This window comes from Bacillus sp. SRB3LM (assembly GCF_015712745.1).
GTDB lineage: Bacteria > Bacillota > Bacilli > Bacillales > Bacillaceae_G > Bacillus_A > Bacillus_A thuringiensis_K.
The window spans coordinates 429465-442809 of record NZ_VWVQ01000076.1 but is presented as its reverse complement, the minus strand read 5'-3'; the positions used below and the strand labels follow the sequence as shown (position 1 = coordinate 442809).

Sequence of the window (13345 nt, the reverse complement as noted above, 5' to 3'; positions counted from 1 at the left end):
ATGAAACACTTGTACAGATATTAAAAAGAATATCTTAGAGCACATATAAACATGTACTCTTTTTTCTTGTTATAAAATAAAGATTTTTGTATAAAACTACACCTATCTAAGAAACATACATACAATATGATGTGAACCTTTTTTCAAAAAAAAGACTTGGTTATAAAGCACCTTCCTCCCAAAGCGCTCTTTTTATTTGTAAATAAACATTTTGCTCAAATATACTCAAGACATATGTATTTACTAGGATAAGCATTATACTAGAGCAAGAATTATTTTATCCATGTTTATAAGGAGGGGTTTTTATTAAGACAACTTTAATTTCCCATTTTTACAATGAAGAATATCTACTCCCATGGTGGCTAATGCACCACACAAAACTATTTGATCACGGTATTCTTATTAATCGAGGCTCTACTGATCGTTCAGTAGAAATATGTAAATTATTTGCGCCTCATTGGGAAATCCGAGATTCAAAAGTATTAGAGTTTGATGCTATATTAGTTGATAAAGAGATAATGGAAATAGAAAAAGAAATTAAGGGGTGGAAAATGGTTTTAAATACTACTGAATTTCTTTGCTGTTTTGATAAGGAAGCCTTTTTCTCATCTCTCGTCACTTTAAGGAAAAACATGTATGCTATTAGGACTATTCTGATGGTAGATGACCCTACTCATGGTTATTCCAATCCGAGATACGGAATTCCCCTTGTCAAACAGCGTTATCATGGGAGAATACTCGATCCTACTCCACCTGCCCCTTACTACGGAGGTAGACTAATCCACAATTATTCGCATGGTAACTATATAGCCGGAAGGCATTGGTCAAATCATTCATTTATCGTTTACATGTACCCTGCTTTCGTTTTAAAATTCTTTTACAGTCCATGGAACACAGCTATGAAAAATCGAAAATTACAAATTGGCCCAACCCTTTCTAAACATAGCATACAGAAGGGCTTAGGTACGCATCACCTAGTTACACTAGCTGAATTAGAAACAAAATATAAATTCTTTGTAAGTACAACTGTTGACCTTCGATTAATCCCAGAATATCAAGTTTTATTCCCAGATTTATGTTTCCCTAACCATTAATACATCTAAAAAGAACATTTTGGAACTCCCTATGCAACCCTTGCTTTTGAGTGAGAACCAACTCTTATTAAAATAGCGTTTTTGTTAAAATTTCACTTCAATCTTATTCATTTATGGTATAATCTGTATTATTTATTTTTTCCAAGAAAGGCTAAAGTAATGAGGAAATACTTTGGAATCACTTCATTTTTATTAACTTTAATCGTATTTTTTGGTTTATTATCAATGCTTTCAAACATTTATATACTCTTTTTAATACCTGTCTCAATTGTTTTAGCTGTTTTTGCTCCAAAAGGCTCATCACAAAAAAGTCGCTATAGCTAGTTTAATAATTTCCTGTATTATTTACGCTCTCATATTCGGCTTACTTTTTATAATTAGTTGGGGATTAGCAGAATCAAAACTAAACTAATCCCTTTCTACCAATTAAAGATTTCATTAAACCCTTTCATCTTTTAACTGGACAAGCATATGTTATTGGATGGGGGAATCCACTCATAAAAAATCTACCTTTCTTGTCAAAGAGCATGTATATACGTGCTCTTTTTGAATGCATTTAAAGACTTCACATTCATTAGAAATGTACATACAATAATCATGATCATCTTATTATTAATCATTTAAACATCTTGGTCATGGAGCGCCTTTCTCCCAAGGCGCTCTTTAATTTTTAAATAAGGATTTTGTTAACGAACTAAATAAAATTTAATACTTTCCCTAATACTAATCAAAATACAATCTGCTTCTTACCCAGGTTGTATCAAATCAAACAGTTATTTGCATTAACTGTTCGATTTTAATTTTTGTTACATAAACTTGATGTTTTTGTCCACACTATATGTACTCCTTAAATTAATGGTTATAATGTTCTCAATGCAGTTAGCCTTTGCTAGCTGCTCTTTTCTATTGAGTTGAAAATAAATTTTAGGTCTTATTTCTACGACATATAATTTTAACCTAAACATCCAGCTCAAAGTGTTACCGCCTATCTTATAGAGCACTTCAATGCATGGTGCTCTTTTTTATTTTTTTCTTTCACTTCTGAATAACATTTTTAACTCTGTTCATACTATTTTTGTAACTTAATGTTACAAACTATTTCTGTAAGCGCAACGTTTCTTTTGTACAACAAGCAGTTAGTTTTATTAACTGGCTGCTTCGTTGCACAAAAGAAAAATCTGCACATGTATTAAGAACATACATAAAATATCATGTGAGATTCTTTTTCAATATTAGGCTTGTTCATGGAGCACCTTAAAAAGCGCTCTTTATATTTGTTAATAAATAACCATTTTGCTCAAACATACATACGGTATATATTAGTTAAGCATATATTTACATAGACAAGACATAACTTTTTTTAAACATGCACAATTTTTGTGCATGTTTTTTTATTTAACAAAATAACTATTTTATTATGTTTCCGAACTTAAGGTAATGTCCTTAAAAAAATTTCATATATATTTATCAGATACACTTTGAAATCCCAGAATATCAAATACTTTTAAGAGTTGACTGACCACCAATATTTGACTTATCTTTAAAGACTTATTAAAAATAACTTAGATACAAAAAAGCTACGTTTTATATAGGATAAAAAATTATCTTACGCAAAGGAGCTTGATTATTTGTGAATTACCAAAATGATAATAACTCAAACATTCACAAATCTTGCACTTGTCCATCCCCCACGGCTAACAGTTTAAATGTTGTTCAAACTACCCCATCAATAGTCTCTGTAAATTCTGCGATTCCATTAGATACCGTGGTAAATTCTAATGGTACGGCAATCTCATTCACACCACCAACAACTGTTTTACTTGAAGGTGGAAGAACCTATTTGGCAATCTATGAAGTGCAAGTTATCATTCAACCAGGAGGTAATTCGGCAGGTATCACTATGTATCTTAATAATAACCCAATTATTGGCTCTGGTACTTCTCTGGGATATACTGCAGGATTCACTTCTGTATCAGCACCCGCTATTTTCACTACACCTTTAGGTATAACAAGTACTCTTACTGTTAATGTAGGACCATATTCTAATACATTAAATACGTTGGGCTTAACTCTTGCTGTTGTAGCATTAACATAACAAATTCTAAAACTCTCTAAAATAAATTTCTTTGTTCTTTAACTGCGGTTTTGAGTTAGCCTCTAAGAACTCGCTATAACTACATATAAAAAAGAATATTATCTGGATCGATAGTACTGGGTGACTCGGCTGACACAATTACTGAGTCACTTATTTTTCTATAGTAAAATAACTATATCATTTGAAATTTGCGCATATCCTAGAAACATATATAAAATAAATTACTGCTACATTTTCACTTGATCTGAGTCTTAGTCAAAGAGCGCTTTCCCGGACGCTTTTTTTCTGTTCAAATAAGAATTTTATTTAAATTTTATAAAACCTCTCTTTATCCAGATAGGTTTAAAATTATCTATTTAGCATATATAATACTTTTAAACAATTTAAATTCTATACATAAGTAATGGAGGTTTTAAAATGGGGAGTGTCCCAAATTTAACACCACAACAATCAATCTCAAAAAAACAAATTAATCCTAATAAGAATCAACAAACCTCCGCTTGGTTACTTTTGGATTAGTTTATATCTTACTGTTAAAAACTCATGCTTCAAGATGGTTAGCTAGTGTTTTAGCAACCACATGTTGTACTTTTGCAGCTATTTATCAAACGTTTTCAATTTTTTCCATGAACACAGCAAAAAAGAGGCCTTATGGCTCTTTTTTTATTCCTTAATAACAATCTAAATATGGTAAAATATATCCATCTCTCATATGTCCAACTATGTAATTTTCATAGCAGTAAAATTAAAACAAGACTTATACACCATGGCTCAAAATAAAATGAAGGAGTGTTTTAAGCGGAAGGACATATTCGAAAAAGAGGAAATAAGTACCGTAGCTTTATTAATATTGGTCGTGATCCAGAGATAGGAAAAAGAAGCCGAAAAAGATTAAGGAGTTAAATGAAGGGGCTTTTGTGGAGCCGACTAAGCTTAGTTTAAAAGACTATATGGTTCAGTGGTTAGAAATTAAAAGGGTGAGTATAGAAAAGTTTCTTATAATAGCAATATAAACCACCATGTTATACCTAGTATAGGAATAATTGCACTTCATAAATTAAATGTTATGCACATTCAAAAATGCTATAAATTAACACTAGATAATGGTATTTCAAATAATTGCATCGAATACCAAAAACAGCTTTAAATCTAGCAGTTAAACAAAATATTATTTCTAGAAATCCTGCTAATTTTGTTGAGTTACCAAAAAAGAAAAAAGCTCCATCCGGACTTGGACGGAGGAAGAACCAGTAAAAAATTTTTGGTAAAAGTAGCTTTGGCTAGCTAATGTTTGCATTTTATAACCAAAATCCAAATAAATCTTCTATTAACAAGGTTTATTCACCTTAACACATGTTATCATGTATAATACATATGAAAAGGAAATTCAGAATAACGAGGCAAATATTATGGACTTTGTTTATATTAATCAAAACGTGTTAAATAATCTTCTATACATTTTATGTAGTATATTTGTTTTTTATTTCATATATGATAGCCGGCACTATTTAAAGAAATATAAAATACTACTGATCACCCTTTGTTCTAGTATCCCGCTTATTTTATGTATGCGATACCCTATCTATATGGATGAAAGTTGTATTCATGATTTAAGACAAATTCCGGTCATAATAGGTACGCTTTATGGTGGATTCCCTGTCGGTATCATATTGTTTGCAATTTTATTAATTACGAGATTTTTATTTTATGGCTTTAACATGTTGACAGTTGTTGTTTACGGAATAATGTTCATCGTTACAGCACTCGCATCTTCAAAATTTAATACATATAATAGAAAACTTAAAGTAGCTTTTTCCATGCTTTTAACCTTTTTCCTAGCAATATTTACAACTTTAATTGTATTAACCTTATCAGATTTTGAAGTGAATAATTTGTATATTATTTATTTCATGGTATTACCGACTACTTTAATGTTATTTATTGTTTATATAAATGAAGTTATTAAAGATGCTGTATTAATGCGCTCAAAATTAATTAAAATGGAAAAAATGGAGATTGTTAGCCAACTCGCTGCAAGTATATCGCACGAAGTAAGGAATCCCTTAACGGTTGTAAAAGGATTTACACAGCTTTTAAAAACACCAAATTTAACTCCCGAATCAAGAGACGAATATATTAAACATATACTTGAAGAGTTAAATCGTGCCCAAGAAATTATCGATGATTACTTAACGTTTGCCAAACCTGCTCCAGAAAAATTAGATCAAATTTCAGTAAAACAAGAGTTAAATCGAGTTATTAATATGATATTGCCATTATGTAATATGAATACGATACATATTACACAGGATTTTTCTGAGGCAACCATTGTTGGTAATAAACAGCACTTTCAACAATGTTTTTTAAACTTAATAAAAAATAGTATTGAAGCAATGCCTAATGGTGGTACCTTAAATATTTCCTCATCCATCAATAATAGTAAAGTTGAAATACGAATTGAAGATAGCGGAGTTGGAATGTCACAGGAGCAAATACATCGATTCGGTGAACCGTATTTTAGTACAAAAACAAAAGGAACTGGTTTAGGTACAATGGTTGCTGTTAAGATTATTGAGACGATGCATGGAAGTTTGAAAATCAGAAGTATCGTTAGTAAAGGAACGACTTTAACGATTACGTTCCCGAAATATAGTAAGAATACACATTAAAACAAATAAAAAAGGAGCATAGTTGGTCATCTCCCTGTCAAGTAGACAGTAATAAAAAGAGTATTATGCCACGGCCTTTTCCCGATATTCTATCGGGGAAAGGCCGTGAAGTTTTTCTTGGAATCTTTCTGTATTATAAAACTGAATATATTCTTGAATTGCTCGGTAGGCCATTTCATATGTTTTTGGGCGCACTAAATACAACTTCTCTGTTTTTAAATGTGAGAAGAATGATTCGATACACGCATTATCAAAACAGTTTCCACGTCTAGAATGACTACCGACAAATCCTAATTTCTCTAACTGTTTTGCGTAGGATTTAGATGTATATTGAAACCCTTGATCTGAATGGAAAAGGGGCTTAGTAGTTAATGACTTCCCTTCTAATTGACGTAATGTAGTTAAAACCAAATCTAAATCATTTCTTGAAGATAGCTTCCAGGCAACAATTTCATTGTTGTATAGATCTAACACAGCTGACAAATAGGCAAATTGTTCTCCGATTCGTACATAAGTAATATCTGTTACGAATTTTTGGTTTTGCTTTTCAGCTTGAAACTCTCGATTCAAATGATTTTTAAATACCACAGATGTTTTTCTTCCATAAAACGGACGTTTTTTTCGAATGATAGATTGAATACCCAGCTCTCTCATAAGACGACGAACACGTTTATGATTCATTACCATTCCTTCTCGAGCCAAAGCACGAGTCATACGTTTATACCCATAGTAAGGGTGCTGACGATGAATAGATAAAATATGTTCTTTATGCCACCTATCCCTTTTCTGACGTAAACGCTGCACGTTATGATATTTCCGGGTTCTGGTGCAAAATTTTTAAAATATTTGAAAACGATCTTCCCAACTTGGTCATACTGGTACTACGACTTTAAAAAAGGTGCGTGATTAGTATGGAAAAAGAAAATATGTTTAAGTGGAAACATTATCAACCGGATATTATTTTGTTAACGATACGTTGGTACCTGCGGTACAATCTTAGCTTTCGCGATTTGGTGGAAATGATGGAGGAAAGGGGTTTATCCCTTTCTCATACAACGATTATGCGTTGGGTTCATCAGTATGGGCCAGAGTTAAATGAGCGTATTCGAAAACATTTGAAGCCAACAAATGATTCCTGGAGAGTGGATGAAACATATCTAAAAATCAAAGGAAAGAAAATGTATTTATATCGTGCGGTGGATTCCGAAGGAAACACAATTGATTTTTACTTAAGTCAGAGACGAAATGCAAAAGCTGCCAAACGTTTTCTAAAGAAAGCTTTGGCAGCTTGTCATGCGAAAAAACCTCGTACAATTACGGCCGATGGCGATAAAGCTTACCCAGTTGCGATATGGAAATTAAAAGAAGACAAGTACCTACCACACGATATTCCACTTCGTGTGAAAAAATATTTAAATAACATCATTGAACAGGACCATCGGTTTATCAAAAAACGCATCCGAAATATGCTTGGATTAAAATCATACCAAACAGCTAGAAAAATGATAGACGGAATAGAAGCTATGTATATGATCAAAAAAGGACAAACTTATCAAGGGGCGAGGTCTGTCCAAAAACAGAATATCTTTATTAATCAACTGTTTGGATTAACAGCATAAAAAAGATTCCGGTAGGAATCCTAGCTTTTTGTTTCATTTATCATTTATTTGCACCAGAACCAGAAATACCAGGTACAATTAGACAAGCGCGTCGGTATCGTATACGGAAAAATGGAGAAGAATTGTTTGGACATTATAGAAAGAAACATCCGAAATTATTTGATAAACAAAAGTTATACACGTATGAAGAGTTGAAATATCGAGCGGTGAACTATTGTTCGTCTCATTTGGTGATTCATCTCTAATCCAGATAGGTCACTATGTATGCATTATGTTCTGAAAAACAGATAAAACGTCTATTTTTTGTGAAGAATAAAAAACGACTGCTCAGATTTATTTTTAACGAAAGAAGACAATCAAGAGAATACATTTCTATGTAAAAAACGTTAAACGCAATTAAGAAAAAACAAGCTGATTATGCAGGGCTATATGTATGTTTAAGTAGTAATGCAAATAATTTCACGTATCATTCGGTATAATAACCAATTATCACCACCAAATATTCATCAAGGGTTGCGTCCTCTCTTCCGTATCCGCTACAATAGAGATAGAATACACACAAAGAAAGGTGACTCACGCTATGAATCAACCTTTAGTCAATTTACGAGTCGATTTTGCTTTCAAGCAATTATTTGGTGTACAAGGTCAAGAGGAATTACTGATTTCTTTTTTAAATGCAATTTTGCATGAATCCTTATCTACACCGATTGTATCCTTAAAAATTGAAGACCCACATTTACATAAAGAATACGAAGAAGATAAATTATCCATACTAGATATATTAGCTACACTTCAAGATGAGACCAAGGTAAATGTGGAAATCCAGTTACGAAATACACAAGAGATTGTAAAACGTTCCCTGTATTATTGGAGTAAACTGTATACATCTCAATTAGAGCAAGGAATGCCTTATCGTTCTTTACGAAAAACGATTGCGATTAATCTATTAGATTTTGATCTCTTTCCTCAATATGATGATATGCATACAGTCGGACAATTTTGGAGTCAACAACACAAGGAAGTGTTACTCGAAGATTTGGAAATCCATTTCATTGAAATTCCGAAATTGCTACAGCAATGGAGAGAAGAAAAAATTAATCCGTGGGAAAATGAATTCGCTCGTTGGTTACTTTTACTACCAGCGCATGAAGATGAACATTTAACCCACACGTTGGAGGATATCGCCATGAAACAAGATCCAATGTTACAGAAGGCCATCCACAAATGGGAAAATATGAGTCAGAGCAGTTCGTTCCGCCTTGCATATGAAGCACGCGAAAAAGTGTTATTTGATGAACAAGCGAAATTAGCACATGCACGTGAGGTTGGTATAGAAGAAGGGATGGAAAAAGGGAAAATCCAGCTTATTCGAGGTATGCATAAAAATGGCATGGATATCGAAGATATTGCGAAGTTTACAAATATGGAACTGTCGGAAATACGCCATATTTTAGACAAATAAAGTGTACCGTACACTTTTTCACAAGGTTAGATGATTCTTTAGAGTCATCTGAACCTGAATAACTAATATTGAAAAAATGAATATTCAGAAAAAATAGGCCGAATGAATCCAGTTATGTTATAATTAGTGTAACCGATATACTGTACTACCTTTTGCTCCCTGATTTGTATAACAAGTCAGGGAGCTTTTCGTATGCTTCCTGTTCTACGATTCTATTTTCAGCAGATTCCCATATAAAAGTAATATATTGAAAGTACTCGGGTTTTCGGTATGTGACGACTATTATTTCTCCATCACAAAAGATTCAATTGTTACATTTTAAAGATAAACTTATATTATTTTAGTATGCATAAAAAGGGATTCTTTTCAAATTATTCTCCATGTGAATATTGATTTGCATATTCTACATAACGCTTTACTGATAGATGAGAAAGGAATCCTGTTCTTTTTATGACTTCCTCTGTAGACATATTTCTTTCTAGACAGCGTAGAATATAGGTATTCCGTAAGTGCTGTGCGGAAATTCCTTTTCTCAGTTGCGCTCTGGCTACTTCTAATCGAATCATTTTTTGTACAGCAATGGCTGTTAGTGCTTTCGGAACATCATTGTCATACACCCAACGAAATGTCCCTCGTTTAAAATCAAATGCAACCAATAACGGATCTGTACTGTGATATCTCGGACGAACTGGTTCAGGTATCGTTTTATAGTACGTAAATAAACGTATTTTATCCTCTTCCTTTAACATGATCCTTCTCTCTGTCCCTTTGTTATGTAGAACAGTAATCATGTTCTTTCCAAAGTGCACCTGTTGCATCTGTAACGATACGAGTTCTTGTAGTGTGAGCCCATAATCCGAAAGAAGTGATAGGATGGATACATTTCGATCTATGAGAAGCGGTCGAACGGAAAGTTGTTCTTCTGATAATCCTTCAGAAGAGGAAAGAATGTTTTTCAGCCTTTTCTTTTCTTCCTTCGTAATAAAGTCCTCCTTGCGTAGGGCCCGATTCGGTGGAGTGATTCCCTGCATTTCTACAATAGGACTTGGAATATCCAAGAACTGATACAATTTCTTTAACACGACTGCAATGCGATGAATGGTTTTCTCTCCATACTTTCGTTTGTATATGAGTTCCTGAAAATAGGCTTCAAAATCTTCTTTATCTATCTTGTTCCATAAGTTCTTTTCTTGAAAACGATTCGATGTTTGCAGCCATCTTCCAAAGTCCTCAATATCATAGACATATCGTTTAATTGTGGATGCTTTTCTTCCACGACTAGCTAAAAAGAAAGAAAAATTTTGTAAGGTATCCTCAAATTCTTTTCTATTCATGTACCTATCACCTCACTTTCTCTGCACAATTTTCATTTCAGCTTAGCTGGGTATTTCCAATCTCGCTTATCTTGTTTATCAGGTTTTGTTTTTGGCTTCTTTCGCTCTATTTTGTTCTTCACCTGATTTTGTTGTTCTAATGTATCTAACTTTGTTTGCATTTTCTCCATCTGTTCTTTTACTTCTTTAAGTTCCAACTTGATTTCTGATAACAACCTTAAAATTGCATCACCTTTATTCATAAAAATAACCTTCCTTTGTAGGATGAATATTTTCTCAATGTAAATAAGATTTAATTTTCAGTATTTTCAGTTATAATAAAGAAGAATAACTGTCATTATTCTCTTCTTGAAGGACGGACTATGCCAATAGAACCGTTCTTTTTTTATTAATACCTTTTATTATTTAGAAATTTATTATACTATACATTTGAGTAATTTTCATTTCATCTTTTACCTATGGGCAGACTATTTCAATAGTCTGTTCTTTTTATTTAACAGTTCGTAAAGGTGTACTTTTACAGATACGCAGAATCATAGGGTAAACTACGTCCATAAAAGTTGCATTTCCACTTTACAGATATAAATAGACTATAATTATGGTTGAGGTGAAAGAATTGCTACATAAAAAGTTTGGATATGTCAGAGTTTCCAGTAAAGACCAAAATGAAGACCGTCAGATTGAAAATATGAAATATCTTGGAATAGAAGATCGAGATATTTTTATTGATAAGCAGTCTGGTAAAAATATGAAGAGAGAAAATTATCAAATGTTAAAACGATTAGCTCGTACGGGCGATACTATCGTTTTTGATTCCTTAACAAGATTAGGTCGTAGCATGAATGATGTGCTAGAAGAATTTAGATATTACGAGCAACAGCGAATTAACTTACAATTTATTGAAGAACCTTTTATTAATGTGAATTATAATGGAGAAAGTACGAATGCTGTCATTCAACAGGCTGTACAAAAAGCGACCCTTACCATTCTATCTGCTTTTGCAGAAAAAGAAAGAAATGATATTAAACAACGACAAGCGGAAGGGATTGCATTAGCTAAAAAACAATGAAAACATTTAGGAAGACCACCCGTACAAATTACAGATCAATTTATTGAGGCGTATCAAGAATGGCAAGCTGGGACCATTACGGCGGTTGGAGCAATGAGAAAATATCATATAAAGCGTTCTTCTTTTTACAAACTAGTAAAAGAATATGAATCGCAAGGAACAATGAAACACATAACTAAAAATGGATGACATGTAAAGAAACGGTATTCGAGTTTCTTCCTAATTATATAGGAAGTGTAACTGACATTGTAGCTCACATCTAATATTTAGATCATGTCTTGCAAAATTTGGCGAAGATATGATAGCTATCAAGGGAATCTCCTTGATAGCTTGGGCTTGCTATTTCAGGTGTCCAACGGCATATATATCCCTTCATTTTTAAACAAACGTTTGATTCGTCAATATTTGTACAAAGTCCGGGGAAATTCGCTACGAATTACTATCTCATGTAGAATCTTCGCCATTCTATGTTTTTCGGATTTGTATTCAGAAATTACTCTTGTAGTACACGAAAAATCACCTAAGTTACCGGTACTTTTAATCTTTTTATTTGTGATTTTTCTTGCTTCATACAGCAAACTTTTCTGTTACAATATAAGCGAAGGTAACATGTACATGCTTGTAACCGATATCTCGTATGTGTATATTCAAGTAGCATTTGTTAAAGACCCTCTTTTTATAATAAAAAGAGGGTCTTTAACAAATATATGTTCTTGACTCCTATGTTTGTTACTTATTTTGATTGCCAGTCCGCAAAACATTCCCACTCTCTACTTTACTTGATTCGGTAATGTTGAGCCAGAATGCTCAATGGTTGGATGAACATGAACAGTAATATCAACATTACTAAAATAATTTTCCCCTTGATCCCAATTGGTACTTATCTTCTTCCACTCTTTATAATTATGCCGCTTATACACCTCTCCTAGTTCTAATACATCTACCTTATACTTTTTTTGAACCAACTGTATTGATTTTTGGATACACTTTTCCATTTCCTTTGCAATTTCTCTTTTTACACGTTGCTCATTCATCACTTGTTTCTGGTCCCTAACATGTACTTCTGCTAATATCCCTTCCAGAGATACATGAACATCAAACTTTGGCTTGATTATATTTGTCGTAGAGACTGTAATCTTTCGGCGTACTCTATGAATTTCATATGTAATACTTTGCTTTTTTTTGTGGATAGTAAAAAAGCCCGCAAATTTTTTACCTACTATATAGTTGATGTCTTGTGTTTGTTCCCCACTCAAGCTTCCCACATACTTCGCATCTTTTCCACGAAACAAAGCTGCACCTTCCACTTTTACTCCTTGTTTTGTTAACTGTAAGACAGGTAGTATAAAACTTCGGTGTGCGACTATTTTTTCCTGCACATCCCCAAGTCTTGTCGTCTCAACCATATGCGCATTTTGGGGAGAATGTTCAGCTAGCATATCAATATACTGTGCAGGTAAATTTTCCGGTGTTGCACTTTGTTGTAAGATAGCTTTTGCATGTTCATCGGAAACAAATAGCCGGATATTTCTCCTCATTTCATGATTGCGAATATATACATCTAGTATATTTTGTAAAATATATGGATGTGAGAGTAACTTTTTGGAGAAAATGATCACTTGTATATGCGGAAAAAATAATGATCGACTAATCTTTTTATCGATCATTCGTATTTGTTCAAACACACTATCTGCTTTCGCACTCACATTAATATAATTTTCACCATCGTCATTACCTCGTCCGTTTTGTTGTGTTGTCTTACTGGGAAGAACCATTTGGTATGTTCCCTGCATAATTGGATTCAATTCCTTGTCCTTTACCATATCGTAAGCCGCACCTACTACAAATCCTCGTTCTTCTATCTCCTCTAGCTCAGAGCATCCAGTTATACATCCAGCAAAACACATCACTAATATCATTTTAAGAAGGTGTTTCATTTCCATCATTCTTTCTTTTTATGTTATCATAGGTTATTTCTAACATACTGGCAGTACTTCTATTTG

At 33.0% G+C, this 13345-nt stretch carries 8 protein-coding genes and 5 pseudogenes; 9 read left to right on the top strand and 4 right to left on the bottom strand.

Going from position 1 to position 13345, the window contains the following annotated elements:
* Positions 1-365 precede the first annotated feature (365 nt).
* The 5 genes and pseudogenes from F3I02_RS23520 to F3I02_RS23495 all read left to right on the top strand — a co-directional run bounded on the left by F3I02_RS23520 (position 366) and on the right by F3I02_RS23495 (position 5858).
* Complete coding sequence (locus tag F3I02_RS23520) at positions 366-1094, top strand: glycosyltransferase family 2 protein (RefSeq protein WP_230876882.1); 729 nt, start codon at positions 366-368, stop codon at positions 1092-1094.
* A gap of 1630 nt (positions 1095-2724) precedes the next feature.
* The gene (locus F3I02_RS23515; RefSeq protein ID WP_001109250.1) at positions 2725-3189 is read left to right on the top strand and encodes a hypothetical protein; all 465 of its coding nucleotides are present in this window, start codon (positions 2725-2727) and stop codon (positions 3187-3189) included.
* Positions 3190-3606: 417 nt separating this feature from the next.
* Positions 3607-3687, top strand: a pseudogene (locus F3I02_RS34705) (septum formation initiator family protein); the annotation flags it as partial.
* 312 nt (positions 3688-3999) lie between these two features.
* Positions 4000-4451: pseudogene (locus tag F3I02_RS34700) on the top strand (site-specific integrase); the annotation flags it as partial.
* A gap of 147 nt (positions 4452-4598) precedes the next feature.
* Positions 4599-5858, top strand: coding sequence for a sensor histidine kinase (locus F3I02_RS23495; RefSeq protein WP_002181517.1), 1260 nt, complete (start codon positions 4599-4601; stop codon positions 5856-5858).
* 63 nt (positions 5859-5921) lie between these two features.
* Here F3I02_RS23495 and F3I02_RS23490 read toward each other — a convergent pair.
* A pseudogene (locus F3I02_RS23490) lies at positions 5922-6677 on the bottom strand (IS3-like element ISBth8 family transposase); the annotation flags it as partial.
* A gap of 92 nt (positions 6678-6769) precedes the next feature.
* Between F3I02_RS23490 and F3I02_RS23485 the strand changes: the two are divergent.
* The 3 genes and pseudogenes from F3I02_RS23485 (at position 6770) to F3I02_RS23480 (ending at position 8939) form a co-directional block, all read left to right on the top strand.
* Positions 6770-7477, top strand: coding sequence for an IS6 family transposase (locus F3I02_RS23485; protein WP_196478272.1), 708 nt, complete (start codon positions 6770-6772; stop codon positions 7475-7477).
* 47 nt (positions 7478-7524) lie between these two features.
* Positions 7525-7722 (top strand): annotated as a pseudogene (locus F3I02_RS34150) (hypothetical protein); the annotation flags it as partial.
* A 335-nt stretch (positions 7723-8057) separates the two neighbouring features.
* Positions 8058-8939 (top strand): Rpn family recombination-promoting nuclease/putative transposase, encoded by an 882-nt coding sequence (locus F3I02_RS23480; RefSeq protein ID WP_086396175.1) that lies wholly within the window; start codon positions 8058-8060, stop codon positions 8937-8939.
* Positions 8940-9310: 371 nt separating this feature from the next.
* Here the strand turns inward: F3I02_RS23480 and F3I02_RS23475 are convergent, their stop codons facing one another.
* Complete coding sequence (locus F3I02_RS23475; protein WP_196477583.1) at positions 9311-10273, bottom strand: tyrosine-type recombinase/integrase; 963 nt, start codon at positions 10271-10273, stop codon at positions 9311-9313.
* A gap of 32 nt (positions 10274-10305) precedes the next feature.
* Positions 10306-10515 (bottom strand): hypothetical protein, encoded by a 210-nt coding sequence (locus tag F3I02_RS23470; protein ID WP_088081389.1) that lies wholly within the window; start codon positions 10513-10515, stop codon positions 10306-10308.
* Between the two features lie 356 nt (positions 10516-10871).
* Here F3I02_RS23470 and F3I02_RS23465 point away from each other — a divergent pair.
* Positions 10872-11531 (top strand): annotated as a pseudogene (locus F3I02_RS23465) (recombinase family protein).
* 581 nt (positions 11532-12112) lie between these two features.
* Here F3I02_RS23465 and F3I02_RS23460 read toward each other — a convergent pair.
* Positions 12113-13279: a Ger(x)C family spore germination protein gene (locus F3I02_RS23460; protein ID WP_196477582.1), complete on the bottom strand. Its 1167-nt coding sequence runs from the start codon at positions 13277-13279 to the stop codon at positions 12113-12115.
* Between the last annotated feature and the right edge of the window lie 66 nt (positions 13280-13345).

What these genes read in the sequence shown, in the direction of transcription:
- F3I02_RS23495 (WP_002181517.1), top strand. Translation starts at nt 4,599, where the DNA reads ATGGACTTTGTTTATATTAATCAAAACGTGTTAAATAATCTTCTATAC.
- F3I02_RS23475 (WP_196477583.1), bottom strand. Translation starts at nt 10,273, where the DNA reads ATGAATAGAAAAGAATTTGAGGATACCTTACAAAATTTTTCTTTCTTT.
- F3I02_RS23480 (WP_086396175.1), top strand. Translation starts at nt 8,058, where the DNA reads ATGAATCAACCTTTAGTCAATTTACGAGTCGATTTTGCTTTCAAGCAA.
- F3I02_RS23460 (WP_196477582.1), bottom strand. Translation starts at nt 13,279, where the DNA reads ATGAAACACCTTCTTAAAATGATATTAGTGATGTGTTTTGCTGGATGT.
- F3I02_RS23485 (WP_196478272.1), top strand. Translation starts at nt 6,770, where the DNA reads ATGGAAAAAGAAAATATGTTTAAGTGGAAACATTATCAACCGGATATT.
- F3I02_RS23470 (WP_088081389.1), bottom strand. Translation starts at nt 10,515, where the DNA reads ATGAATAAAGGTGATGCAATTTTAAGGTTGTTATCAGAAATCAAGTTG.
- F3I02_RS23520 (WP_230876882.1), top strand. Translation starts at nt 366, where the DNA reads ATGCACCACACAAAACTATTTGATCACGGTATTCTTATTAATCGAGGC.